Below are 25,125 nucleotides of genomic sequence, written 5' to 3'. Positions count from 1 at the left end.
CCCTTTTTCCGGCATCGTACTTGCCCGGTGAAACCGGCCGGCGCCGAGTTCGCTGTGCTCAGCGCCACAGCCGCGGCTGCACGCCCAGCATCCTGGCGCGGATCCACCACATGGCCTCGACCGCGGCTACGCCCAGCAGACCGATCCCCAGCGCGGTCGCGGTCACCGTGACATTGGACGGATCCAGCAGGAACTGCTTGCGGGCCAGGGGGAGGCTGAAGATCACCACATACGCCAGGCCCGAGACGATTACGAGCGCCACCCGCCACCACTGGTAGGGCCGTGCGACCACCGCGAGCACCCACAGGGCCGTCATGAGCAAGGTGATCAGGGCCGCGGTCGACGCCTGATCCTGTTGCTGGAAGCCGGCGTGCCGGCCAGGGTAGGCGGCCAGGTACGACGCGAAGGTCGCGGTGCCGACGATCAGCCCGGACGGCAGCGCCGAGCTCAGCACCCGGCGCACGAAACCGGGCTCGGCGCGCTCGATGTTGGGCGCCAGGGACAGGATGAACGACGGTATTCCGATGGTGAACCACGCCGCGATGGTGACGTGGATCGGCTGGAACGGATACAGCAACGGATCGGCTTTCAACGCTTTGGAAAACAGGCATTCGATGCCCACCAACAACGCCAGCAGCACCGAGTACACCGTCTTGGTCAGGAACAGGTTGGCGACCCGCTCGATGTTGCCGATCACGCGTCGGCCCTCGCCGACCACGTACGGTAGCGTGGCAAACCTGTTGTCCAGCAGGACGATCTGTGCGACGGCACGGGAAGCCGGGCTGCCGGCCCCCATCGCGACACCGATATCGGCGTCCTTGAGGGCCAGCACGTCGTTGACGCCATCACCGGTCATCGCGACGGTGTGTCCGTGCGATTGCAGGGCGTGCACAACGGCGCGCTTCTGATCCGGCCGCACCCGGCCGAACGTGGTATGGGTGTCCAGCGCGTCAGCCAATTGCACCGGGTCTGAGGATAGTTGGCGCGCATCCATCGTCTCGCCGTGCAGCCCGAGCTTGTCGGCGACGGCGCCGACCGAGACGGCATTGTCCCCGGACAACACTTTGACCACAACACCTTGATCGGCAAAGTAATCCAGCGTCTCCCGCGCGTCCGGGCGGACCTTCTGTTCGAGGACCACCAGTGCGACGGGGATGACATGCCCGGGTGCATTCGGGTGGTCGACGGCCACCTCCCCGGCGCCTACAAGCAGCACCCGCAGCCCTTGCGCCCCGATCCGCTCCGCCTGTCCAGCCGCCGCGGACGCAGGCTCGAGCAACACGTCGGGCGCCCCCATCACCCAGTTGCCGTGGCCTTCGAAGGACACGCCGCTCCATTTGGTGGCCGACTTGAAAGGTGCTGTCGCCGTGGCGGTCCAGCCGGGGGGCTCGTGATAGGTCTCGGCGATCGCCCGCATGCTGCCGTTGGGCCGCGGGTCGGCGGCGGCCAACGCGGCCAGCACGTCGGCGATCCGATCCCGATCCTCGGCATCGTCGAGCTCGTCGACCCGCGCGACCCGCATGCCGCTTTCGGTCAGGGTGCCCGTCTTGTCCGCGCAGACCACGTCGACCCGCGCGAGTCCCTCGATGGCGGGAAGCTCCTGCACCAGGCAGCGGCGCTGACCGAGCCGGACCACCCCGACAGCGAACGCGACCGATGTCAGCAGGACGAGCCCTTCGGGCACCATCGGCACCAGCGCGCCCACCGTCCGCAGCACGGACTCCCGCCAGCCCGCGTGCGTGGTGAACAGCTGGGTGTAGATCGTCAGCAGGCCGGCGGGCACCAACAGGTAGGTGATGAACTGCAGGATGCGGTTGATGCCGTTGCGCAGTTCGGATTTCACCAGGGTGAACTTGCTGGCCTCCTCGGCGAGCTTGGCCGCGTAGGCGTCCGGCCCGACCTTGGTGGCCCGGTAGGCGCCGGCGCCCGCGACGACGAAACTGCCCGACATCACCGCGCCGCCGACGGCCTTGGAGATCGGGTCGGCCTCACCGGTCAGCAGCGACTCGTCGACTTCCAGGTTCGCCTCTTCGACGACCTCTCCGTCGACGACGACCTGATCACCGGGCCCCAGCTCGATGATGTCGTCGAGCACCACCTCCTCGGGCGGCACCGCCCGCGTCCCGGATTGCCTGCGCACCAATGGTTTTGCTTGCCCGACGATCGCGAGCTTGTCCAGTGTCTGCTTGGCCCGGATCTCCTGAACCATGCCGACGACGCTGTTGGCGATGATCAGCAGGCCGAACATCCCGTTGATCAGCGAACCCGTCGACAGCACGATCAGCAGCAACACCCCCAGGATCGCGTTGATCCGGGTGAACACGTTGGCCCGGACGATATCGGTGATGCTGCGCGTCGCGCGTTTCCGTACCGCGTTGCTCTGGCCGTCGGCAACGCGCTGGGCCACCTCGGCATCGGTCAGGCCGTGGATCAGCGATAGGCTCATCGGGCGAAGGTCCCCAGCTTCTCCGAGTCGTAGTACTCCAGGTTGAGGGTGTTGCCGGAGAACACAGCTTTGGAAATCGTTCCGGGCGGTGCGTTTTCGTCGGTCAATGGGAACGCGAAGGTGTCGCCGTCCCAGTGGGTGAGGGTGACCGTCCGGTTTTTCGGGCCCATCGCCAATTGCAGGGCGCCGTCGTGTTCGGTCACGATGGCCGGGCCCCAGTAGTCGCTGGCGTAGACGCCGGTGTAGTCGCCGAGCGGCTTGGCCGGGGCGGCGTTGGCGGGGGGTTGCTTGCCGACCAGCGAGCCCACCGGATCGTTCAGCCAGCCGATCGCCTTCTTGTACAAGGGGCCCCAATCCTCGCGGATCTGGCCGTACTGGACGAGGTCCATGAATTCGGCGGTCAGCGTTTCCGGGATGCCGTAGGGCGCACCGTTGGTCAGCGCGATGATGCCCAAGTCCTCCGACGGCATCGCCACGAAGTTCGTCGCCGCCCCCAAATCGAAAGCGCCGGAATGGCTGTACTCGGTGCGGCCCGAGGAGTCGACCGACGCGTTGAAGCCGTATCCGTAGAATCCCGTGCGCGCCTTGGGGTTCGTCGCGGGCGCCGACACCATCTGCGGGCTGGTGGCGGGCAGCAGGGCTTCCGGCGAGGCGATCCGCCGGCCGTTGTACGTTCCGTTGCCCAGCACCATCATCAGCCAGCGCGCCATGTCGTTCACCGAGGAACTCACGCCGCCCGCGGGTGACTGGGGATCGGGGTCACGCTGGAAGCGGGCCTCCCACTTGTCGGCGACCTTGATGTGGTTGACCGCACGGTTGGGCCGGGCGATGAAGTCGGCGAAGCGCGAACTCGTCGACGTCATTCCCAGGGGGCGGTAGAGCACCTCGTCGGACAGGTCCTCCCATGATCTGCCCGCCGCGGCCGCCACCGCCTCCGCGCCGGCGGTGACCCCATAGTTGGTGTAGGCGTAGCTGATCCGGAAGGGATCCAGCGGAAGGTACTTGAGCCGCTCGAGGGTTTGACGACGGTCATAGCCCAGGTCTTCGAGCTTGTCGCCGGCGTGGTCGGGCAGCCCGGAGCGGTGCGAATACACGTCGGCGACGGTCACGTGGCCGGTGACATAGGGATCGCTCAGCGTGAACCACGGCAGCTTCGAGCGCACGGGCGTATCCCACGCGACGACGTTGTCGCTGACCTCGTGCGCGATCACCGTCGCGCCGACCGATTTGGACACCGAGGCCAACTGGAAGACCGTGTCGGCGTCCACCCTGTTGTCTCGCCCCTGCCCCTTGCTCGCGTCCCTGACGCCGAAGCCCTTGGCGTACAACACTTTCCCGCCGTGGACAATGGCTACCGCCATTCCCGGGACACCGGTGCTTTTCATCAGGTCGCCGACCAGGCCGTCGACCTTGGCGACGGCGTCGTCGACGCGGCCGGCGGGAATCGCCACACCGGACACCTGGTTGGGCGGAACGTCAGACAGTGCGGACGGCGGCGCGGCTGTCGGCTGCGCCGAGCCGCATCCCGTCAACCCGAGCAGCGCCGCCGTGACAGCGGCCGCGGCCGCGCGTTTGGTCATGGCGCGACCTTAGCCCGGTGACGATGCGCGCCGCAGGCGGCGCGAGGAGGAGGCGGGCAATCGAGCCCCGCCCGGTGACGATGCGCGCCGCAGGAATCAGAGCTGCCACCACGGGTTCGATTTCACCGGGGCCGCGAGATCAATGCGCTGACCGGGCGCGGGCACCGCCACGTTCACCCGCTCGGGCTCCGCTGCGGCGAGCAGCCGCTCGACCGGTTCGGCCCACGGGTGCGGCGCCAACCGGAAAGTGCCCCAGTGGACCGGCACCAGCAGTCCCCCGTCGGTGACGTCCAGATGCGCCCGCACCGCCTCCTCGGGGTTCATGTGCACGTCGGGCCACGCCGTGTTGTAGGCCCCGATGGGCAGCAGGGTCAGGTCGAACGGCCCGTGGTCGGCGCCGATCTGCGCGAAGCTCTTGGTGTAGCCGGTGTCGCCGCCGAAGTACGCGCGATGGGTCGGCCCACGAAAGACCCAGGATGCCCAGAGCGTGTTGTTGCGCCCGAAAAAGCGTCCCGAGAAGTGCCGCGCCGGTACACAAACGACCGTGAGCTCGTCGACCTTTGCGCTCTGGTGCCAATCGAGCTCGACGATGCGGTGCCCGGGGATGCCCCACTTGCGCAGGTGGGCGCCGACGCCGAGCGGGACGACGAACGGCGACCGCTGAGTGCGGGCCAACGCCATGATCGTGTCGAGGTCGAGATGGTCGTAGTGGTCGTGGCTGATCACCACCGCGTCGACGGCGGGCAGCCCTTCGAGTTGAATCGGCGGCGGATGGAGCCGCTGCGGCCCGACGATGTCCGACGGTGAACACCGGTCGCTCCACACCGGATCGGTGAGCACCCGGTAGCCGTCGATTTCCACCAGCGCCGTGGAGTGGCCGAACCAGCTGACGGCCAGCCCGCTCGGATCCGCGCGGAAGACCCCGGGGGCCGTCAGCGGGATCGGCCCGCGCGGCCGGCTTCCACCCCGGTTGCCCACCAGCTCCCACGCGATGAGCCGCAGTTGCTCGCGGTCCATCTTGGTTTCCGAGGCGGGCTCGAGGTTGACGAAGACGCCGTCGCGACAGTTCGGGGACCCCGCGGTCGCCGCGGCGATCGATGCGGGGTGGGCGCCGAGGGCGTCCGGCGCGCCGTGCAGCGCGCGCAGCAGCCAACCCCCGCCCGCCAGCGACGCCGTGCCGGCGATCAGCCGTAGCGTCCCCCGCATGGCTCGTCAGGCCCCCTGGAACTTCGGTGGCCGCTTCTCGATACGCGCGACCTGGGCCTCGATGACGTCCTGGCTGCCCCACGCCTTGTCGAAAAGCTCCTTGTGCACCGGGTCGGCCTCCTCGATGGCGCCGTCGTCGTTGAGCACCCGCTTGGCGTGCTGGATCGCCAACGGGGCCAGGCCGGCGATCTCGGCGGCCCAGGCCTGGGCGTCGGACAGCGTCCCGATGCGGTTGGCCATCCCGGTCTGCAGGGCCACGTCGGCCGTCAGCTTTTCGGCGGCCAGCAGCATCGCGCGGGCCCGGCCGTGACCGACCAGTGAAGCCAGGCGCCGGATGCTCCAGTTGTCAAGGGCCAGACCGTATTTCGATGTGGGGAATTGGAAGAAGGCGTCCGGCGCGACGACCCGGAGATCGCATTGCATGGCCAGCTGCAGGCCCGCGCCGATGGCGGGGCCGTTGATGGCGCCGATCACCGGGATGAGGGTGGCGTCCAAGACCCTGTGCAGCTCGATGAGGCGGTCGGGATAGTCGGCGGCGAATGCGTCACCGCTCAGGTCCGCGCCGGCGCAAAACACCGTGCCCTGCCCGGTCAGCACGATCGCCCGGGTGGAGCCGTCGCCCGCCTTCAGCACGGCCTCGCGCAGCTCCTCGACGAGCTGGGAGTTCAAGGCGTTGCGGCGCTCGGGGCGCTGCAACTCGATGGTCAAAACCGCTTCGGCCTGGCTGACACCGATCATGGCAGCCACCCTATATAGCCTCGTCACGTGAGTCGTATCACGGCTGGTCAACTACGCGACGCGGTCCTGGACGAGAATTCCTTCATCCGCTGGGACAGCGAGCCGCTCGCCGTGCCGGCCAGCGCCGCCTATGCGCGAGAGCTGGCCAATGCCCGCGCCGCGACGGGCCTGGACGAATCCGTGCTGACCGGCGAAGGGCGCATCTTCGGGCGCCGGGTCGCGGTGGTGGTCTGCGAATTCGGCTTTCTGGGTGGCTCGATCGGGGTGGCCGCCGCCGAACGGATCACCGCGGCGGTGCAGCGGGCGACCGCCGAGGGGCTGCCGCTACTGGCCTCGCCGAGCTCCGGCGGCACCCGCATGCAAGAGGGCACGGTCGCGTTCCTGCAGATGGTGAAGATCGCCGCGGCCGTCCGGCTGCACACCCGGGCTCACCTGCCCTACCTGGTCTATCTGCGCAATCCGACCACCGGTGGGGTCTTCGCGTCGTGGGGCTCGCTGGGCCACGTCACGCTCGCCGAACCGGGCGCGTTGATCGGCTTCCTCGGACCTCGCGTGTACCAGCTGCTCTACGGCGAACCGTTCCCCGAGGGCGTGCAGACCGCGGAGAACCTGCAGCGGCACGGCGTGATCGACGACGTCATCCCGCTCGACGAGCTGCGCCCGACGCTGGACCGAGCGATGACCGTCATCGCCGACCCGCCCGGGCCGCTGCCCACGCCGCCACCACCCGAACCGACACCCGACGTCGCGGCGTGGGATTCGGTGGTGGCATCGCGGCGTCCGGACCGGCCGGGCGTCGGACTTCTGTTGCGGCACGGCGCAACCGACCAGGTGCTGTTGTCGGGGACCGGCCGGGGAGAGGCGGCGACGACGCTGCTGGCGCTGGCCCGATTCGCCGGTCAGCCGGTGGTGGTGCTCGGCCAGCGGCGGATAGCGGGCGGCCGGGCGAGCACCGTGGGCCCCGCGTCGTTGCGCGAGGTCCGGCGCGGCATGGCGCTGGCCGCCGAGTTGCGCCTGCCGCTGGTGCTGGTGATCGACACGGCGGGACCGGCGCTGTCGGCCGACGCCGAACAGGGCGGGCTCGCCGGGCAGATCGCCCAGTGCCTGGCCGAGCTGGTGACCCTGGACACCCCGACGGTCTCCGTGCTGCTGGGCCAGGGCAGCGGCGGGCCGGCGCTGGCGATGGTGCCGGCCGATCGGGTGTTGGCCGCGCTGCACGGCTGGCTGGCGCCGCTACCGCCGGAAGGCGCGAGCGCGATCGTCTTCCGCGACACCGATCACGCCGCCGAACTTGCCGCCGCACAAGGCATCCGGTCGACCGACCTGTTGGCGTCCGGGATCGTCGACGTCGTCGTCGCGGAACATCCCGATGCCGCCGACGAGCCCGTCGAGTTCTCGCGGCGACTCTCACGCGCCATCGCCGCCGAGGTGCAGGCGTTGCGCGGGATACCCGCCTCCGAGCGGCTGGCCGCCCGGCTGCAGCGCTACCGCAACATCGGTCTGCCCTGAAACGCTCGCGACGGTGGTGCCTCCCGCATCCATAGGCGGCAATCAGGCAAGATGGGCGGCATGGACACAGGAGCTAGCTCACCTCGGGTCTTGGTCGTCGACGACGACTCCGATGTGCTCGCGTCGCTGGAACGTGGCCTGCGCCTGTCCGGGTTCGAGGTGTCGACCGCGGTCGACGGCGCCGAGGCGTTGCGCAGCGCCACCGAAACGCGGCCGGACGCGATCGTGCTCGACATCAACATGCCGGTGCTGGACGGGGTCAGCGTCGTCACCGCGCTGCGCGCCATGGACAACGACGTCCCGGTCTGCGTGCTCTCCGCCCGCAGCTCGGTCGACGACCGGGTGGCGGGCCTGGAGGCCGGCGCCGACGATTACCTGGTCAAACCGTTCGTGCTGGCCGAGCTGGTCGCGCGGGTCAAAGCGCTGCTGCGCCGCCGCGGCGCCACCGCCACCTCCTCGTCGGAGACCATCACGGTGGGACCGCTGGAAGTCGACATCCCCGGCCGGCGGGCTCGCGTCAACGGCGTCGACGTCGACCTGACCAAGCGGGAATTCGACCTGCTGGCGGTGCTGGCCGAACACAAGACCGCGGTCCTGTCCCGTGCGCAGCTACTCGAGCTGGTATGGGGCTATGACTTTGCCGCCGACACCAACGTCGTCGACGTCTTCATCGGATACCTGCGCCGCAAGCTCGAGGCCCACGGCGGGCCCCGGCTGCTGCACACCGTGCGCGGAGTGGGATTCGTGCTGCGCATGCAGTAACCCGGTCGAGCGGCCATGAACTTCCTGTCCCGGATCCTGACCCGTACGCCGTCGCTACGGGCCCGGGTCGCGGTCGCGACGGCGATCGGCACCGCGATCGTGGTGGTGATCGCGGGGGCGGTCGTGTGGTTCGGCATCACCAGCGCCTGGAAGGAGCGGCTGGACCGCCGCCTGGACGAGGCGGCCGGTTTCGCCATCCCCTTCCTGCCCCGGGGCCTCGACGACATCCCGCGCGCACCCCACGACCAGGACACCGTGATCACCGTCCGGCGCGACGGCCAGGTCAAGTCCAACTCGGACGTCACACTGCCGCCGCTGGAGGTGGGGTATGCAGACACCTACATCAACGGGGTGCGCTATCGCGTCCGAACCTTGGAGGTCGCCACGCCGCAGCCGGCGACGGTGGCAGTGGGCGCGACGTACTACGACACGATCGCCCAGACCAACAACCTGCATCGCCGGGTGATCCTGATCTGTGCGCTGTCGATCGGCGCGGCGGCGGTGTTCGCTTGGCTCCTGGCGGCTTTCGCGGTGCGGCCGTTCAAACGCCTGGCCCAGCAAGCCCGTTCGATCGACGCCGACGAACGGCCGCAAGTGGCGGTGCGCGGTGCCACCGAGGCGGTCGAGATCGCCGAGGCCATGCGGGGCATGCTGCAGCGCATCTGGACCGAGCAGGACCGGACCAAGGATGCGCTCGCGTCTGCGCGCGACTTCGCCGCCGTGTCCTCGCACGAGCTGCGCACCCCCCTGACCGCGATGCGCACCAACCTCGAAGTGCTCTCCACCCTGGACATGCCGGACGAACAACGCAAAGAGGTGCTGGGCGACGTCATCCGCACGCAGTCGCGCATCGAGGCCACGCTGACCGCCCTCGAGCGCCTGGCCCAGGGCGAGCTGTCGACGTCCGACGATCACGTGCCGGTCGACATCACCGAGCTGCTCGACCGCGCCGCCCACGACGCCACCCGCGTCTACCCCGGGGTCGACGTCTCACTGGTGCCCTCGCCCACCTGCATCATCGTCGGGCTGCCGGCCGGGTTGCGCCTCGCGGTCGACAACGCGATCGCCAATGCCGTCAAGCATGGCGGCGCCACCCGCGTCGAGCTGTCGGCGGTCAGCTCCCGCGCCGGCGTGGAGATCGCCATCGACGACAACGGGCGCGGCGTCCCGGAGGACGAGCGCCAGGTGGTGTTCGCGCGGTTCTCCCGCGGATCGACGGCCTCGCATTCCGGGTCGGGCCTGGGATTGGCCTTGGTAGCCCAGCAGGCCGAGCTGCACGGCGGGACTGCCGAGCTGGAAAGCAGCCCGCTGGGCGGTGCGCGGCTGGTGCTGCGACTACCCGGACCCAGTTAGCCGCGGGCCGTCGGCGGCTATCCGCCCCCTCCCGAGTCGGGCAGACTGGAGCGATGGCCAACGGCAGCAAACCCACCGACAACGACACCCTGGCACACATCCGCGAACTGGTCGCCGAAGAAAAAGCGCTGCGGGCCCAACTGCAGCGCGGTGACATCGACACGTCGGAGGAACATGACCGCCTTCGGCGCATGGAGATCGAACTCGACCAGTGCTGGGATCTGCTGCGGCAGCGCCGGGCGCTCCGCGAGAGCGGCGGCGACCCGCGCGAGGCGGAGGTGCGGCCGCCCGACGAGGTCGAGGGCTACCTGAGCTGAGCGGCCACGCGGACGCCGACGACGCGGTGGACGTCGCCGTCGTCGGGGGCGGGCACAACGGCCTCGTCGCGGCGGCCTACCTCGCGCGGGCCGGCCTGCGGGTGCGCCTGCTGGAACGGCTGGAACAGACCGGCGGGGCCGCGATCTCGGCGCAACCCTTCGACGGGGTCGGCGTCCGGCTGTCGCGCTACTCCTATCTGGTCAGCCTGCTACCGAGCCGCATCGTCGAGGACCTGGGCGCCGGGATTCGGCTGGCCCGGCGTCCCTATTCGTCGTACACGCCCGACCCCGCCACCGGCGGCCGCAGCGGGCTGCTGATCGGGGCGCCCGGTAACACCTTCGCCGCCATCGGCGCGGCCGACGACGCCCAGGGCTTCGCGGACTTCTACCAGCGCTGCCGGCTGGTGACCGAGCGGCTGTGGCCGACGCTGCTCGAACCGCTGCGCAGCCGCGAGCAGGCCCGCCGCCACGTACTGGAAAGCAACGACCGCCGCGCGGCGGCCGCCTGGGAAGCCCTGATCGAGGAACCGGTCGGCGAGGCCATCACCGACGCGGTGGGCAACGACCTGGTTCGCGGGGTGATGGCCACGGACGCCCTCATCGGCACCTTCGCGCGCCTCGACGATGAGTCGTTGACGCAGAACGTCTGCTTCCTGTACCACGTGCTCGGCGGCGGCACCGGGGACTGGGACGTCCCGATCGGCGGGATGGGCGCGCTGACCACCGCCCTGGCCGCGGCCGCCGTCGGCCACGGTGCCGAAATTATCAGCGGCGCAGAGGTTTACGCGCTCGACCCGAGCGGCGAAGTGCGCTATCGCAGCGGCGGCCATGAGCGCCGGGTCCGGGCCCGGTTCGTCCTCGCCGGCGTCACGCCCACCGTGCTGGCCGGGCTGCTCGGCGACGAACCGCCACCGGCGGACGGCGGCGCGCAGGTCAAGGTGAACATGGTGCTGCGGCGCCTGCCCCGCCTACGCGACCGGGGCGTCACACCCGACCAGGCCTTCGCCGGCACGTTCCACGTCAACGAGACCTGGACGCAACTGGATACGGCCTATACCCAGGCGGCCGCGGGGCAACCGCCGAATCCCCTGCCGTGCGAAGCGTATTGCCACTCCCTGACCGATCCCAGCATCCTGTCCGATGACCAGCGCCGCTCGGGCGCCCAGACGATGACGGTGTTCGGCCTGCACACCCCGCACGCGCTGTTCGGCGACGCCGACCCGGACGCGCTGCGCGATCGGCTCACCGACAAGGTGCTGGGATCGCTGAATGCTGTTCTGGCCGAACCGATTCAAGAACTGCTGCTGCACGATGCGCAGGGGCGCCCGTGCATCGAGACGACGACCACATCAGATCTCGAGCGCACCCTCGGCATGAGCGGCGGCAACATTTTCCACGGCGGGCTGTCGTGGCCGTTCGCCGATGACGACGATCCGCTGGACACCCCGGCGAGGCAGTGGGGCGTGGCCACCGCTCACGAACGAATCATGTTGTGCGGCTCGGGCGCTCGCCGCGGTGGGGCGGTGTCGGGCATCGGCGGGCACAACGCGGCGATGGCAGTGCTCGCCTCCCTCGCGACCAGGCAGAGAATCGCGTAAATCCCGCCGCCCGCAGGCGATTCTGCGTCTGCTCGGCAGGAAACTAGCGCGCGTCGATCGTCGCGTAGTCGCGCTCGGTGTAGCCGGTGTAGATCTGGCGCGGACGGCCGATCTTGCTGTCGCCCTCGTCGTGCATCTCACGCCAGTGCGCGATCCAGCCGGGCATCCGGCCCAGCGCGAACAGCACGGTGAACATCCGGGTCGGGAACCCGAGGGCGCGGTAGATCAGGCCGGTGTAGAAGTCGACGTTGGGGTACAGCTTGCGTTCGACGAAGTAGTCGTCGGTCAGCGCCGCCTCTTCGAGCTCCTTGGCGATGCTGAGCAGGTCGTCGTCGCCGCCGAGCTTGGCCAGGATCTTGTCCGCCTGCTCCTTGACGATGCGGGCCCGCGGGTCGTAGTTCTTGTAGACGCGGTGGCCGAAGCCCATCAGCTTGACGCCGGCCTCGCGGTTCTTCACCTTGCGGACGAATTCACTGACGTTGTCGTCGCTTTCGCGAATCTGCTCGAGCATCTCGAGGACCGCCTGGTTGGCGCCGCCGTGCAGCGGGCCCCACAGCGCGTTGATCCCACCGGAAACGGAGGTGAACAGGTTCGCCTGCGACGACCCGACCAGCCGCACCGTCGACGTCGAGCAGTTCTGTTCGTGGTCGGCGTGCAGGATGAGCAGCATGTCCAGCGCCCGGATGATCTCGGGGTCCGCCTGGTACGGCTCGGCCGGTAGGCCGAACGTCATGCGCAGGAAGTTCTCCACCAGGGTCAGCGAGTTGTCCGGGTAGAGGAACGGCTGACCGACCGACTTCTTGTACGCGTAGGCGGCGATGGTCGGCAGCTTGGCCAACAGCCGGATGGTGGACAACTCGACCTGCTCGTTGTCGGTCGGGTCGAGGGAATCCGGGTAGTACGCCGAGAGCGCGTTGACCGCGCTGGACAGCACCGGCATCGGGTGGGCGTTGCGCGGAAATCCGTCGAAGAACCGCTTCAGGTCCTCGTGCAGCATGGTGTGCAGCTGAATCCGCTTGGTGAACTCGGCCAGCTGCTCCTTGCTGGGCAGCTCACCGTAGATCAGGAGGTAGCTCACCTCGATGAAGGTCGACTTCTCGGCCAGTTGCTCGATCGGGTAGCCGCGGTAACGCAGGATTCCGGCGTCGCCGTCGATGTAGGTGATGGAGCTCTTGCACGACGCGGTGTTGACGAAGCCGTTGTCGAACGTGGTGTAGCCGGTCTTGGACAACAGCGAGCCCAGCGCGATGCCGTCGGCGCCTTCGGTGGCGCTGACGATCTCCAGGTCGGTCTCACCGCCCGGGTACTTCAGAGTGGCGGTGTCGTCGGTGTCGGCCACGAGAACCCCTTCGTGCTTCCGGCTGATATGGCTGCCCCTGACTTGGTGCTTACAGCTGAAGGTAGTCGTTATCGCGACGAGGCGCCCGTCCGGGGTCGGGTCTGGGAACCTTCCTTAAGCTTTCATCAGGTAGCGCGGTGACGATCCCGGCAGCTCGTGTCTTTCGCCGCTGCGCGCCCGGCGGTCGGCGACGCGTGCCGCGCGGATCTGCCGTGGCGCGGGCCACAACAGGTACGGCGCACCGCCATTGTCCCGGAAAGCGGCGCCCATCACCCCGCCGTGGACATCGGCCCGGCCAACCCGAAGGCGTGAGCGGCGTTGTCGTGTAACACCTTTCGCAGCCACACATCGTCGATGCCGGGCAGCCGGGTGAGGACCTCGACCGCGTCGACGTAGCCGTACGGGATGTTGGGAAAGTCGCTCCCGAAAAGTATGCGGTCGGCGAGATCACGGAGGCGTCCGTACTCGGCGGGCGGGAAGGGCATGGCCTCCTCGACGAACGGGGTGAACGCCATCGTGGTGTCGAGCCGCACGTCGTCGTAGCGCTCGGCCAGGTCGAGGAAATCCGTGTACTCGGGCATGCCCAGGTGGGCGATGATCAACCGCAGGTGCGGATGGCGCGCGAGCAGTGCCGCGACGGGCCCGACGCCGGTGTGTTCGCCGGGGACGGGACCCGAGCCGCAGTGGATGATCACGGGGATCGCGGCGTCTTCGATGACGCCCCAGGCGCCGTCGAGCAACGGGTCGGTGGGGCTGTAGCGGCCGACCTGAATGTGGGCCTTGAATACGCGGGCGCCGGACGCGATGGCCTGACCGACGTAGTCCTCGACGCCGGGTTCGGGGTACAGCGTCGCGGTGTGCAGGCAGTCGGGCGTCGTCGCCGCGAACGATCGGCCCCACTGGTTCAACCAGGCCGCCATGTGCGGCTTGTGCGGATAGATCAGCGCCGTGAACGCCCGGACCCCAAAGCCGCGGAGGGTTCGCAGTCGCTGTTGTTCGTCGCTGCGGTAGGCGATCGGCCAATGCCGTCCCACCAGCGGGCCGGCGTCATCGAAGTACCGCCACACCTTGTCCATCACGGATTTGGGCATGAAGTGCGTGTGCACGTCGACGATGCCGGGCAGCCCGAGCGCCGTCCAGATCCGACGTACCGACTCCGTTTCGTCCATCGCCAGCCAAGTTAGCCGCCGCGCGGGCACGCTACGGCTGGAGGCGCTCGATGCGACCGCCGCTGACCCGGATGCGGTTATGCAACCGGTTTTCCCGTCCCTGCCAGAACTCGACCACCTCGGGCGCGATGAGATAGCCGCCCCAGCCCGGCGGCACCGGAACCTGCTCGCGGTCGGCGAAGCGCGCGGTCACCTCCTCCAGCTGGCCCAGCAGGGCCGCCCGCGACGCGATCGGTTGCGACTGATGCGAGGCCCAGGCGCCCAGCTGTGATCCGCGCGGTCGTTTCGACCAGTACTCCTGGGTCGCCTCCGCAGTGACCTTGCTCACCGGGCCGCGGACGTGGACCTGGCGGCCGAGCTGGTACCAGGGAAACGTGACCGCGGCGTACGGCGTCGCGGCCAGATCGCCGCCCTTGGCCGAGTCATAGTTGGTGAAAAAGGTGATCCCGGTCTCGTCGACGCCCTTGCACAGCACCGATCGGCTCGCCGGCCGCCCGTCGGCGGTGACGGTGGCCAGCACCATCGCGTTGGGCTCGGCGACACCCGATCGCTCGGCGTCGTCGATCCATTTGCGCAACAACGAAACCCAACCATCGCCGAGCCAGTCCGCGTCGAGATCGGGACTGCCGTCCTTCTCCGCCGATCCGTATTCCACACGCATTCTTTGCAGGTGCTCTTTTCCTGGCTCGGGGTCCCGTCGTGCCATCGCGTCAACGCTACCGGCGCTTGCTACCGGCCGGTAGCGTCGGCCCGAGCGGGGGGTGCGAGAATTTTCGGCATGACTGTGGTCCCCGAAGACTTTGTCCCCGGCCTCGAAGGCGTGGTCGCCTTCACCACCGAAATCGCCGAGCCGGATAAAGACGGCGGCGCGCTGCGCTACCGCGGTGTCGATATCGAAGACCTGGTGGGTCAGCAGGTCACTTTCGGCGACGTGTGGGCGTTGCTGGTCGACGGAAAGTTCGGCCACGGGCTGCCGCCCGCCGAGCCGTTCCCGCTGCCCATCCACACCGGCGACGTGCGCGTCGACGTGCAGGCCGGCCTGGCGATGCTCGCCCCGATCTGGGGGTACAAGCCGCTGCTGGACACCGATGACGCCACCGCCCGCAACCAGCTGGCCCGGGCGTCCGTCATGGCGCTGTCCTACGTTGCCCAGTCCGCGCGCGGCATCTATCAGCCCGCGGTGCCCCAGCGGGTGATCGACGAATGCGAAACGGTCACTGCCCGTTTCATGACGCGCTGGCAGGGCGAGCCGGACCCGCGCCACGTCGAAGCGATTGACGCCTACTGGGTTTCGGCCGCCGAGCACGGGATGAACGCCTCGACGTTCACCGCGCGCGTGATCGCCTCCACCGGCGCCGACGTGGCGGCGGCGCTGTCCGGGGCGATCGGCGCGATGAGCGGTCCCCTGCACGGGGGCGCGCCGGCGCGGGTGCTGCCGATGATCGAAGAGGTCGAGCGCACCGGCGACGCGCGCGGCCTGGTGAAGAAGATCTTGGACAGCGGCGACAAGCTGATGGGATTCGGGCACCGGGTGTACCGCGCCGAGGATCCGCGGGCGCGGGTGCTGCGCGCCACCGCCGAGCGGCTGGGCGCACCGCGCCACGAGGTTGCCGTGGCGCTGGAGCAGGCCGCGCTGGCCGAGCTGCGGGAGCGGCGCCCGGACCGGGCCATCGAGACCAACGTCGAGTTCTGGGCCGCGGTCATCCTGGACTTCGCCCGGGTGCCGGCCAACATGATGCCGGCGATGTTCACCTGCGGACGCACCGCCGGGTGGTGCGCCCACATCCTCGAGCAGAAGCGGCTGGGCAAGCTGGTCCGGCCGTCCGCCATCTACGTGGGCCCCGCCCCGCGCAGCCCGGAATCCGTCGAGGGTTGGGACCGCAGCCTCACCAACGCCTGAGGCCTTCCTGGTTGTCGGTGCCCGGCGATCTAATGGTTGCTGTCGCGCGATGACTTTGCGTCGCCGACGCAGTCATACGTCGTGAGCCTGTCCGCGGTGGGCAGGCGACGGAACCGACAGCAAGGAGAATCAGGATGGCGATCAACATCGAACCCGCACTGTCCCCCCACCTCGTGGTCGACGATGCCGCCGCGGCAATCGACTTCTACGTCAACGCTTTTGGGGCCGAGGAGATCGGGCGCGTGCCGCGCCCGGACGGCAAACTGGTGCACGCCGCGCTGCGCATCAACGGCTTCACGGTGATGCTCAACGACGACTTCCCGGAGGTGTGTGGCGGCAAGTCGATGACACCGACCTCGCTGGGAGGCACCCCGGTGACGATCCACCTCACCGTCACCGACGTCGACGCCAGCTTCCAGCGGGCGCTGGACGCCGGTGCCACCGTGGTGGCCCCGTTGGAGGACCAGTTCTGGGGCGACCGCTACGGCGTGGTCGCCGACCCGTTCGGCCACCACTGGTCGCTGGGGCAGCCGGTCCGCGAGGTCAGCATGGAAGAGATCACCGCGGCGATGTCCGGGCAGGGCGCCGGCTAGCGGCGATCGCAAGCGCGGCCGCGGCCGGGCGCGGCGGGTCGCCGCCATCGGCATTAACCGAGCAGCCGGTCCAAGAGCCGGCGTCGCGGTGGCGGCGCCGGCTCGGCGGTCGCGGCGGCCGCGAGCATCGCGGCGACGTCGGTGAACTTGTTGCGGGGCCGGCCGTCACCGCTGCCGCGCGCGATTTCGGCGGCGTCGATGGCACGCCATCCCGCCGCGTCGACGGCCTCAGGCCGACGGGAGCGCACCAGGGCGGCCAGCGCCTCGGGCTTGGCCGCCGGTTCGGTCAGCTTGCCGGCGTTGAAATCGGCCACCAGGGCCTGCACGGTCTCAAACGAGCACGACTTGTTGGTCCCGATGAACCCGCTCGGTCCCCGCTTGATCCAGCCCGCGACGTACGCGCCGGGCACGGGTGCGCGCGAGGCGGGATCGACGACGCGCCCGCCGTCGTTGGGCACCACGGCCGACGATTCGTCATAGGGAAGCCCACGAATCGGCTTGCCGCGGTAGCCGATCGACGTCAGCACCAGGCCCGTGTTCAGGCGGCGCGCCTCATCGGTGCCGGTGACCGAGAACTCCAGACCGGAGACACGCTGCTCCCCCAGCACACGGGTCGGGGTGAGCCGGTATGCCAGCCTGATCCGCGGGCGTGCCGCCGGCACCGAATCGTCGCCGAGCGTGCTCAGGATTTCCAGCTTGTTTTTCGTCAAGGGATCCGACGCCGTCGCCAGGTCGGCCGCGACCAGTTCGTGGTCGGCCGCGCTGAGGACGACCTCGGAGCTGCCCGTGAGCCCGATCAGCTCGGGCAACGTGAACGCCGACTGGGCCGGGCCGCGCCGGGCGGCGATCACCACCTCACGCACAGCCGAGCCGCGCAGCGCCGCCAAGGCGTGGTCGGCGATGTCGGTGCGGGCCAGGTCGTCGGGGTCCGCGGTGAGCACCCGGGCGACATCGAGGGCGACGTTCCCGTTGCCGATGATTACCACCCGCTCGTGGCCGAGATCGACTGGCAGGTCGGCGAAGTCGGGATGCCCGTTGATCCAGGCCACCAATTCGGTCGCGGTCCCGGTGCCGGCCAAACCCATGCCCTCGATGTCCAGGCGACGGTCCTCGGGCGCACCCACGGCGTACAGCACGGCGTGGTGGTGAGCCAGCAGGTCGTCGTGGCTGAGGTGTTCGCCGATCTCGACGTTGAGATAGAAGCGGAAGCGCTCGTGGCCGGCGACCCGCTCGAAGAGGCGGGTGACCCGCTTGGTGTTCTGGTGATCGGGCGCCACCCCGGCCCGCACCAACCCGTACGGGGTGGGCAACTTCTCAAAGACGTTGACGCGCACGCCATGCTGGGTGAGTAGCTCGTCGGCGGCATACATCGCCGCCGGACCCGATCCGACGATGGCCACGGTCAGCGGCCGGCGGCGGGCCCGCACTTCGGCGGCCGGGATGACCGGCGCCAGCTTCGACGTCGGCGGAAGCTTCTCACCCTCGGGCCGTTTCGGGTAGAACGACGCGTTGATTTCGACGAAGGGCAGCTGGTTGGTGTCCAACCGGGTGTCGGGCGCGATGGCCCCGACCGGGCACGCGCTCACGCAGGCGCCGCAGTCCACGCAGGCCGCCGGATCGATGTAGAGCATCTCCGAGGTGGCGAAGCCGGGCTCGTCCGGCGTGGGGTGAATGCAATTCACCGGACACGCGAAAACACAGGACCCGTCGTTGCAGCACGACTGGGTAATAACGTGCGGCATGAAACCTACAGACCGGACTCGTTACGCGGCCGGGACCGAGGCCAGGTGCTGGCGCTGCGGCTCGCTGCGGTAGCGCGACGGCTTGCCGTTGATCTTGCACAACCGCCACATCAGCCGCGCCGAGCGCATCTCCATCAGGCCGGTGTCATAGGCCAGCATCCGCACGTCGCCGAACATGTCGCTGAGCCACTTACGCGATTCCGGCGAGCGGAAGAACAGTTCCTTCTTGACCTCGCGCGGGATGTCGAACTCCTGCCAGAAAGCCTTGGGCGGCACCACAATCGCGCGGCAGAGCACCTTCATGGTCAGCGGCAGGTACAACGCGGTCCAGAACCGCTGCCTCTTGGTCAATTCCGGCACCCGCTTGCGCAGGAACTCGTGAGCGAACGAGATGTGGCGCGCTTCCTCGGCGACGTGGATCGCCATCACCCGTTCCATGATCGGGTGCAGGGACTTGCCTTCGCGCAGCACATTTTTCTGTGTGTGGTCGATGGGCTCCTCGCCGGCGAGCACGCCGATGAAGAACGCTACCGGCAGCGGCCCCGCCACCAGCGGAACCAACGGCGACAGCCACTTGAGCATCCGCGGCATGCCCGGGACGTCGGCGCCGATCCGGTTCACCATCTCCTGGAACATCATGGTGTGGTTGCATTCTTCGACCGACTCGTGCAGGCAGTACCGGTATTCGGGCGAGCCGTTGGGCACCCAGAACGTGTAGTTCATCAGGCCGCGGATCAGGATGGATTCGAAGTGCAGTCCCACCTTGGCCACGTTGGCCTGCCGCCACATCCCGATCTTGATCTTGCGCTCGTCGGACTGCGCCAGGTACCAGGGATGACGGCCCAACGGGTCGGTCTCCGGCAGGATCCACCGAGGGTCGTTCTCGGTGACAGCGAATTCCGGTGAGTCCCAATCGATGTCGGTGTACGGGTTGAAGTTGCGCCGCACCGACCCCTCGGACAGTGTGGCAAGCATGTTGACGTAGTCAGCGTCGTCGCGCACTTCCATGTTGCGGCGCCAACGCCGGACCAATCGCGTCCTAGCCATAACCTAGGCCTCCTCAATGAGGTTTACATTTGGACGTGCTATGTCCAGACAGTACCGGAGGTACCGGATATTTCCTAGACCCGTCCGAGGCACTGTGACCTGACCAGTGGTCATCGAATTCGTATGCCCTGGATCACAACGGAGGAAACGTCGGAGGCCCCCCGAGCAGGCGTTTTGCGTTGACGGCCCGGTCCGACGGTCGGCCCGCCGCAACGGCCCGCCAGGGTGGCTCACTACCCTGATGAGCATGGCTGACCAGCTCGCAGATTCCCTTCAAATTCCCGACGCCATCAAGCCCCGCGACGGCCGCTTCGGGTGCGGCCCGTCCAAGGTCCGGCCCGAGCAACTGCAGGCGCTGACCACGACGGCGGCGCCGCTGTTCGGGACCTCGCACCGGCAGGCGCCGGTCAAGAATCTGGTGGGCCGACTGCGGTCGGGGCTCGCTCAGCTGTTCTCGGTGCCGGACGGCTACGAGGTCATTCTGGGCAACGGGGGGGCGACGGCGTTCTGGGACGCCGCGGCGTTCGGCCTGATCGACAAGCGCTCGCTGCACCTGTCCTATGGGGAATTCAGCTCGAAGTTCGCCTCCGCGGTGGCCAAGAACCCCTTCGTCGGCGACCCCGTCGTCATCAAGTCGGATTCGGGCGGCGCCCCCGAACCCCAGAGCGATCCGTCGGTGGACGTGATCGCGTGGGCCCACAACGAGACCTCGACCGGGGTCGCGGTGCCCGTGCGCCGACCCACCGACTCCGGTGACGCGCTGGTCGTCATCGACGCGACGTCCGGGGCCGGCGGCCTGCCCGTCGACATCGCCGAGACCGACGCCTACTACTTTTCGCCGCAGAAGAACTTCGCCAGCGACGGCGGGCTGTGGCTGGCCGTCATGAGCCCCGCCGCGCTGGCCCGCGTCGAGTCCGTCGCCGCTTCGGGCCGCTGGGTGCCCGACTTCCTGTCGCTGCCCATCGCGGTGGAGAACAGCCTGAAGGACCAGACCTACAACACCCCCGCGGTCGGCACCCTGGCGCTGATGGCCGAGCAGGTCGACTGGATGCTGGGCAACGGCGGGCTGGACTGGGCCGTCAAGCGCACGGCGGACTCCTCGGGACGGCTGTACTCGTGGGCACAGGAGCGGCCCTACACCACCCCGTTCGTCAGCGACCCGAAGCTGCGCTCGCAGGTGGTGGGCACCATCGACTTCGCCGACGACGTCGACGCCGCGGCCGTGGCGAAGGTCCTGCGGGCAAACGGCATCGTCGACACCGAGCCGTACCGCAAGCTCGGCCGCAACCAGCTGCGGGTCGGGATGTTCCCGGCCGTGGATCCCGACGACGTCAGCGCCCTCACCGAGTGCGTCGACTGGGTCGTTGAGCGGCTCTAGTCGCGCGCCCTTGAACAGCCGGTAATCGGCGCGCCGCCGCCCAGCGTGTCAGCACAGATGATGGGCGGTTGCTGGACTAAAGTGCGCCGTGACGGGTCCGTCGCTGATCTGCACGGAGCCTGCGAGGAGATAGCCATGCGGGAACTCAAAGTGGTTGGGCTCGATGCCGACAGCAAATATGTCATCTGCGAGAGCGATGATCCCGCGGAGCAGTTCAAGCTGGCGGCCGACGACCGCCTGCGGGCCGTTCTGCGCGACGCGGCCCAGCACCCCGAGCAGCCGCAGCTCGAGATCGAAGTCACCAACATGCTCAGCCCCAAAGAAATTCAGGCCAAGATCCGCGCCGGCGCGTCCGTCGAGCAGGTCGCCGCGGCGTCGGGGTCGGACGTGTCGCGGATCCGCCGCTTTGCCCACCCGGTGCTGTTGGAACGGTTCCGGGCCGCGGAGCTGGCAACCGCCGCCCATCCCATGCTGGCCGACGGTCCCGCCGTGCTGACCCTGCTGGAGACCGTCAGCACCGCCTTGGTGACGCGCGGCCTCGATCACGACAAACTCAGCTGGGACGCCTGGCGCAACGAAGACAACCGGTGGACGGTCCAGCTCGCGTGGAAGGTCGGCCGTTCGGACAACCTCGCGCATTTCTGCTTCACGCCCGGCGCCCACGGCGGGACCGTCACCGCCATCGACGACGCGGCCAGCGCGTTGATCGACCCGACCTTCGAGCGTCCGCTGCGGCCGGTGGCGCGGGTGGCCCACGTCGACTTCGAAGAGCCCGCGAAGCCGCCCGTCACGCAGGAGCCGGCCCCGGAGCCGGAAGAAAAACCCGTGCACACGCGCCGGGGCAAGCCGGTCATCCCGGCGTGGGAGGACGTGCTGCTCGGCGTGCGCTCGGGAGGGCAGCGCTAGCCCGCTAGGCGCGGCCCGCTTCGCCCGGCTGCGCCGCGCTCGCGATCACCACTAGGCGCGGCCCGCGGCCGCCAGGGCGAGAAGCGCGACCCACGCTCCCGTCACGCCGACTCCGGCGCCGAGCACGAACCAGCGCAGGACCGGGGTGCGCCGCCACCCCCACAGGGTCGGCGCCAGTCCCCCCGCGGCCACGATGTTGAGCCCGACGGCCAGCAGCAGGTGCACGCGAACCAAGCCCAGAGTGAGCACGACGATCGCCGCGGCGGTGACCGCCGCGACGAACGCGGCCACCGTCAAACCCGTTGCCCAGGGCACGGACTCGTCCTTCATCAGCCGAAGCCTAGCCTGACCGTTCATCGCCGCCTTTCGTCACCGAGCGCTCGTAGAACGCCAGCGCAGCCGCGGTCGCGACGTTGAGCGAGTCGGTGCCGCGCGACATCGGAACGCGCACCCGCACATCGCTGCACCGCAAGGTGGCCGGCGTCAGCCCGGGACCCTCGGCGCCCACCAGCACCGCGACGCGTTCGCCGCGCGCGGCCGTCATCGCCTCGGCCAGCGGGCACGCCGACTCGTGCGGGGTCATAGCCAGCAGCCGAAACCCGTTCTCCTTCAACGTCATCAGCTCGGCCGGCCAACAGGTTGCGCGCGCATACGGCACCAGCAGTGCGTGTCCCATCGACACCCGGACGGCGCGGCGGTACAACGGGTCGGCGCACCCACTGCCGAATACCACGGCGTCGACGCCGAGCCCGGCCGCGTTGCGGAAAATCGAGCCCAGGTTCTCGTGATCGTTGACCCCTTCGAGCACGGCGACGGTGCGAGCGCCGGCGATCACCTCGGCCACGCTGGGCTCCCCCACCCGCCGGGCGGCCGCCAGCACGCCGCGATTGAGGTGGAAGCCGACCACGCGCGCCATGACGTCGGCGGACGTCCGGTAGAAGGGGACGGCGCTGCCGGCGAGGTCGTCTTTGAGCTCGGTGAGCCGGCGGTCGGTGCCGAGCAGGGCATGCGGGTGGAACCGGGACGCGAGCATGCGCTGAACCACCAGCACGCCTTCGGCGATCACCAGCCCCTTGCCCGACGGCAGGTCGGGACGGCGATCGACACTGTTCAGGTCCCGGAAGTCGTCGAGCCTCGGGTCATCGGGATCCTCGACGTCCTGGACGTTGCCGGCATCGGCGCTCACGGGCTTTCGTCGACCAGCGCCAACATCAAATCGGCGGCGCTGCGCAGGATGTCGCGCTGCTCGGTGTCCAACGTCGACAGCCGCTTGGCCAGCCATTCCTGACGGGCGCGACGGTTGGCCTTGACCAACTCGGCCCCGGATTCGGACACCGAGACGAGCACCTGCCGGCCGTCGACGGGATGCGGCACGCGGTCCACCAAACCCATCTCGGCCAGCGACGCGATCACCCGCGTCATCGACGGCGGCCGAACCCGTTCGCGAATCGCCAGGGCGCCCGGCGTCATCGGACCTTCGTTGGCCAGCATCGCCAGCGCCGACAGCTGCGACAGTGACACCGGCGACGACGGGTTGCGGAACCGCAGCTGGCGGGCCAGCCGCATGACAGCCAGTGACAGGTCGCTGGCGAGCCGCGCATCGCTGTCAGGCATGGCGCGAGGTTACACGCAAGCCTGAGAAACCGGGACACCAACCGGCTCTTGATTCGTTCCGCCAAATGCCGCGGAATTTCATCGAAGCGCTTAGTTTCGGCAAGTAGGTGAGCGCCCGGCGGGGACCGGCGGCGGGCTATGTTATTCGCGATGTCCGCCGAACCTGATCACCACCGCGCACCGCCGCCGCTGCCGGCGGTACTGGTGCACGCGTGGGCGTTCATCGCGCTCGGGGCGCTGGGTTGGGTCGCCGCGGCGGCCGCGGCGTTCCTGGTGCCCGCCCTGACGAGCTGGCGCCCGGTGACGCTGGCCGGTCTGGGCGTGGGGCTGCTCGGTACGACCATTTTCCTGCTCCAACTCGCGGCGGCACGCCGCGGCGCCCGCGGCGCCCAGGCCGGACTCGAAAACTACCTCGACGAAAAATGATTCGCTGACCCATTGGAGGAGCGATGGTAGCCCCGCTATTGCAAGCGCACGTCGACATCAACGCACCGGTTGCCAAAGTGTGGGAATTGATTTCCGACCTTCGGCGAATGCCGGAGTGGAGTCCGCAGTGCCGCTGGATGAAGCCGTTCGGCCCGCTGCGTCAGGGCACGCGCACCCTGAACCTCAACCGCCGCAACCGGATGTTCTGGCCGACCACCTGCACGGTGGTCGAGATCGTCCCGGACCGCAAACTCGCGTTCCGCGTCGACACCAACAACACAATCTGGAGCTATGAGCTCGAACCGGCCGGCGAGGGCACCCGGGTGATCGAGAGCCGCCACGCCGAAAACGGTGTCACCGCGTTTTCGAACCTGTCGGTCAAAGCGCTCTTCGGCGGCACCGACAACTTCGAACACGAATTGCTCGACGGCATGAACGCCTCGCTGGCGCGCATCAAGGCCGCCGCAGAAAAGGGCTAGTCCAGCGACTCGCTCTGGGGCTCGGGTGCGGACTGCTGCTCGGATTCGGCAGTCTCGGTCTCGGACTGCGCCTCCGGCGCTCGGATCACCGACTCCGGCTGGGCTTCCGACGTCTCCTGCGTCGGCTCGGCCGCCTCCTCCGTGGTCTCGGTCGTCTCTTCCGTCGGCTCGGACGGCGCGGTCGGCTCGACCGGCGCCTGGGTGACGTCCAGCAGGCCATCGTCGTAGGGCTCGTACGCGGGGGACCCGGTGCCCGCGGGCGCCGGGGTGTCCGAGTGCGCACCGCAGCCATACTGCTTGTCGACGATGTGCCCGTCGGCCGACAGCTCGTTGCCGCACACGCCGAACATCGCGCCGAGGGATCCCGATAGCGGCAGGAAGAAGCCGCAGTCGCGGCAAACGCGCTTGGTGGATCGTGCCATCGGCGAGTCGGGGCCGTAATCGCCGGTGTGCCAGCGTTCGGCCGCTGCCGCGCGGCCCTCGCCGCTCATCACCCAGCGACGGCCCAGCCCGATCTCGGCGGCGGTCTCGTCGACCTGCGGGTCGCCGCTGGCGGTGTAGCCGGGAACCAGGCGGGGATCGTCGGCGGCGGGCGCCAACAAATCCCCGGGACTGAGGTCCCCGGGGCGCACCCGGTGTTCCCACGGCACCCATTCCGGCGCCAGCAAAGCCGTCGGCCCCGGGACCAGCACCACCTCGCTGACGGTGGCGTGATCGGCGCCGGGATAGGCGGCCACGACCACGGCCCACTGCCACCCCTGGTAGCCGGGTAGGTGCGCCAGGAACCGGTGGGTGGCGGTGTTGGGGTCTTCGTAGCCGACGCCCAGGTAGTCGCCGACCATCTCCGGTCCGCTGAACTCCGCAACAGCCGCCCTGGCCTGGTCGGCCGCGCCCGTGAGCACCGCCGCCAGCCCTTCGGGCCACTCGTCCACGGTCGCCACGGAGGATCCTTCGGTGGGTCTGGTCACGTTGTCTTCTGTCTGCATTGCGGTTCCAATACTAGGTTGACGAGCCACGCCCCGT

General features: G+C 69.1%; 23 protein-coding genes and 1 pseudogene. 11 read left to right on the top strand and 13 right to left on the bottom strand.

Annotation, left to right across the window (positions count from 1 at the left end; all coding sequences use genetic code 11):
- Positions 1 to 58: 58 nt before the first annotated feature.
- The 4 genes from P6281_RS04475 to P6281_RS04460 form a co-directional block, all read right to left on the bottom strand.
- Positions 59 to 2,446 (bottom strand): cation-translocating P-type ATPase, encoded by a 2,388-nt coding sequence (locus P6281_RS04475; RefSeq protein WP_014383899.1) that lies wholly within the window; start codon positions 2,444 to 2,446, stop codon positions 59 to 61.
- Complete coding sequence (locus P6281_RS04470; protein ID WP_297847624.1) at positions 2,443 to 4,026, bottom strand: serine hydrolase; 1,584 nt, start codon at positions 4,024 to 4,026, stop codon at positions 2,443 to 2,445. Before P6281_RS04470 ends, P6281_RS04475 begins: the two co-directional genes overlap by 4 nt.
- Positions 4,027 to 4,122: 96 nt before the next feature.
- Positions 4,123 to 5,232 (bottom strand): MBL fold metallo-hydrolase, encoded by a 1,110-nt coding sequence (locus P6281_RS04465; protein ID WP_324738627.1) that lies wholly within the window; start codon positions 5,230 to 5,232, stop codon positions 4,123 to 4,125.
- Between the two features lie 6 nt (positions 5,233 to 5,238).
- Positions 5,239 to 5,970: an enoyl-CoA hydratase gene (locus P6281_RS04460; RefSeq protein ID WP_014381858.1), complete on the bottom strand. Its 732-nt coding sequence runs from the start codon at positions 5,968 to 5,970 to the stop codon at positions 5,239 to 5,241.
- Between the two features lie 27 nt (positions 5,971 to 5,997).
- On the opposite strand from P6281_RS04460, the gene P6281_RS04455 reads away from it, so the two are divergent.
- The 5 genes from P6281_RS04455 to P6281_RS04435 are packed head-to-tail and all read left to right on the top strand — an operon-like array spanning position 5,998 to position 11,509.
- Positions 5,998 to 7,479: an acetyl-coenzyme A carboxylase carboxyl transferase subunits beta/alpha gene (locus P6281_RS04455; protein ID WP_014381857.1), complete on the top strand. Its 1,482-nt coding sequence runs from the start codon at positions 5,998 to 6,000 to the stop codon at positions 7,477 to 7,479.
- Between the two features lie 51 nt (positions 7,480 to 7,530).
- Positions 7,531 to 8,241 (top strand): two-component system response regulator PrrA, encoded by a 711-nt coding sequence (gene prrA, locus P6281_RS04450; protein WP_008253900.1) that lies wholly within the window; start codon positions 7,531 to 7,533, stop codon positions 8,239 to 8,241.
- A 15-nt stretch (positions 8,242 to 8,256) separates the two neighbouring features.
- Complete coding sequence (locus P6281_RS04445) at positions 8,257 to 9,594, top strand: sensor histidine kinase (protein WP_008253899.1); 1,338 nt, start codon at positions 8,257 to 8,259, stop codon at positions 9,592 to 9,594.
- Positions 9,595 to 9,647: 53 nt separating this feature from the next.
- Positions 9,648 to 9,911, top strand: coding sequence for a DUF2630 family protein (locus tag P6281_RS04440; RefSeq protein WP_008253898.1), 264 nt, complete (start codon positions 9,648 to 9,650; stop codon positions 9,909 to 9,911).
- 26 nt (positions 9,912 to 9,937) lie between these two features.
- A complete protein-coding gene (locus tag P6281_RS04435; RefSeq protein ID WP_008253897.1) occupies positions 9,938 to 11,509 on the top strand; it encodes a phytoene desaturase family protein in 1,572 nt (523 codons plus the stop codon).
- 43 nt (positions 11,510 to 11,552) lie between these two features.
- Here the strand turns inward: P6281_RS04435 and P6281_RS04430 are convergent, their stop codons facing one another.
- From P6281_RS04430 to pdxH, 3 genes are all read right to left on the bottom strand, one after another.
- Positions 11,553 to 12,848: a citrate synthase gene (locus P6281_RS04430; RefSeq protein WP_008253896.1), complete on the bottom strand. Its 1,296-nt coding sequence runs from the start codon at positions 12,846 to 12,848 to the stop codon at positions 11,553 to 11,555.
- 269 nt (positions 12,849 to 13,117) lie between these two features.
- Complete coding sequence (locus P6281_RS04425) at positions 13,118 to 14,017, bottom strand: amidohydrolase family protein (protein ID WP_014383894.1); 900 nt, start codon at positions 14,015 to 14,017, stop codon at positions 13,118 to 13,120.
- Between the two features lie 31 nt (positions 14,018 to 14,048).
- Positions 14,049 to 14,678, bottom strand: a complete 630-nt coding sequence (gene pdxH / locus P6281_RS04420; protein WP_041784806.1) for a pyridoxamine 5'-phosphate oxidase — start codon at positions 14,676 to 14,678, stop codon at positions 14,049 to 14,051.
- A gap of 117 nt (positions 14,679 to 14,795) precedes the next feature.
- On the opposite strand from pdxH, the gene P6281_RS04415 reads away from it, so the two are divergent.
- Positions 14,796 to 15,917, top strand: coding sequence for a citrate synthase 2 (locus P6281_RS04415; RefSeq protein WP_008253892.1), 1,122 nt, complete (start codon positions 14,796 to 14,798; stop codon positions 15,915 to 15,917).
- 134 nt (positions 15,918 to 16,051) lie between these two features.
- Positions 16,052 to 16,510 (top strand): VOC family protein, encoded by a 459-nt coding sequence (locus P6281_RS04410; RefSeq protein WP_009957306.1) that lies wholly within the window; start codon positions 16,052 to 16,054, stop codon positions 16,508 to 16,510.
- Positions 16,511 to 16,563: 53 nt separating this feature from the next.
- Here the strand turns inward: P6281_RS04410 and P6281_RS04405 are convergent, their stop codons facing one another.
- A complete protein-coding gene (locus tag P6281_RS04405) occupies positions 16,564 to 18,252 on the bottom strand; it encodes an FAD-dependent oxidoreductase (RefSeq protein ID WP_202284650.1) in 1,689 nt (562 codons plus the stop codon).
- 21 nt (positions 18,253 to 18,273) lie between these two features.
- The gene (locus P6281_RS04400) at positions 18,274 to 19,299 is read right to left on the bottom strand and encodes an AurF N-oxygenase family protein (protein WP_009957570.1); all 1,026 of its coding nucleotides are present in this window, start codon (positions 19,297 to 19,299) and stop codon (positions 18,274 to 18,276) included.
- Positions 19,300 to 19,546: 247 nt separating this feature from the next.
- Here P6281_RS04400 and serC point away from each other — a divergent pair, with 247 nt between their 5' ends.
- Both serC and sepH read left to right on the top strand, forming a co-directional pair.
- Positions 19,547 to 20,677, top strand: a complete 1,131-nt coding sequence (gene serC / locus P6281_RS04395) for a phosphoserine transaminase (RefSeq protein WP_085981100.1) — start codon at positions 19,547 to 19,549, stop codon at positions 20,675 to 20,677.
- 135 nt (positions 20,678 to 20,812) lie between these two features.
- On the top strand, positions 20,813 to 21,583 hold the full coding sequence (sepH, locus tag P6281_RS04390; protein ID WP_014379240.1) for a septation protein SepH: 771 nt from the start codon (positions 20,813 to 20,815) through the stop codon (positions 21,581 to 21,583).
- A 51-nt stretch (positions 21,584 to 21,634) separates the two neighbouring features.
- On the opposite strand, the gene P6281_RS04385 is transcribed toward sepH, so the two are convergent.
- From P6281_RS04385 to P6281_RS04375, 3 genes are read right to left on the bottom strand one after another with little or no spacing between them, the layout of a single operon-like run.
- The gene (locus P6281_RS04385) at positions 21,635 to 21,913 is read right to left on the bottom strand and encodes a DUF2537 domain-containing protein (protein ID WP_008253878.1); all 279 of its coding nucleotides are present in this window, start codon (positions 21,911 to 21,913) and stop codon (positions 21,635 to 21,637) included.
- Between the two features lie 10 nt (positions 21,914 to 21,923).
- Positions 21,924 to 22,769 (bottom strand): TrmH family RNA methyltransferase, encoded by an 846-nt coding sequence (locus tag P6281_RS04380; RefSeq protein ID WP_014379239.1) that lies wholly within the window; start codon positions 22,767 to 22,769, stop codon positions 21,924 to 21,926.
- A complete protein-coding gene (locus P6281_RS04375) occupies positions 22,766 to 23,197 on the bottom strand; it encodes a MarR family transcriptional regulator (RefSeq protein ID WP_008253872.1) in 432 nt (143 codons plus the stop codon). Before P6281_RS04375 ends, P6281_RS04380 begins: the two co-directional genes overlap by 4 nt.
- 150 nt (positions 23,198 to 23,347) lie before the next feature.
- Here P6281_RS04375 and P6281_RS04370 point away from each other — a divergent pair, with 150 nt between their 5' ends.
- Both P6281_RS04370 and P6281_RS04365 read left to right on the top strand, forming a co-directional pair.
- On the top strand, positions 23,348 to 23,623 hold the full coding sequence (locus P6281_RS04370) for a DUF2530 domain-containing protein (protein WP_008253869.1): 276 nt from the start codon (positions 23,348 to 23,350) through the stop codon (positions 23,621 to 23,623).
- Between the two features lie 23 nt (positions 23,624 to 23,646).
- The gene (locus tag P6281_RS04365) at positions 23,647 to 24,102 is read left to right on the top strand and encodes an SRPBCC family protein (protein ID WP_008253866.1); all 456 of its coding nucleotides are present in this window, start codon (positions 23,647 to 23,649) and stop codon (positions 24,100 to 24,102) included.
- Positions 24,103 to 24,287: 185 nt separating this feature from the next.
- Here the strand turns inward: P6281_RS04365 and P6281_RS04360 are convergent.
- Positions 24,288 to 25,070, bottom strand: a pseudogene (locus P6281_RS04360) (DUF3027 domain-containing protein); the annotation flags it as partial.
- Positions 25,071 to 25,125 lie beyond the last annotated feature (55 nt).

Source organism: Mycobacterium sp. 5-140-3-2 (assembly GCF_035666375.1).
In the GTDB taxonomy this organism is placed as follows: Bacteria; Actinomycetota; Actinomycetes; order Mycobacteriales; family Mycobacteriaceae; genus Mycobacterium; species Mycobacterium intracellulare.
The sequence above is the reverse complement of the archived record's forward strand: the minus strand, read 5'-3'. Positions and strand labels throughout refer to the sequence as shown.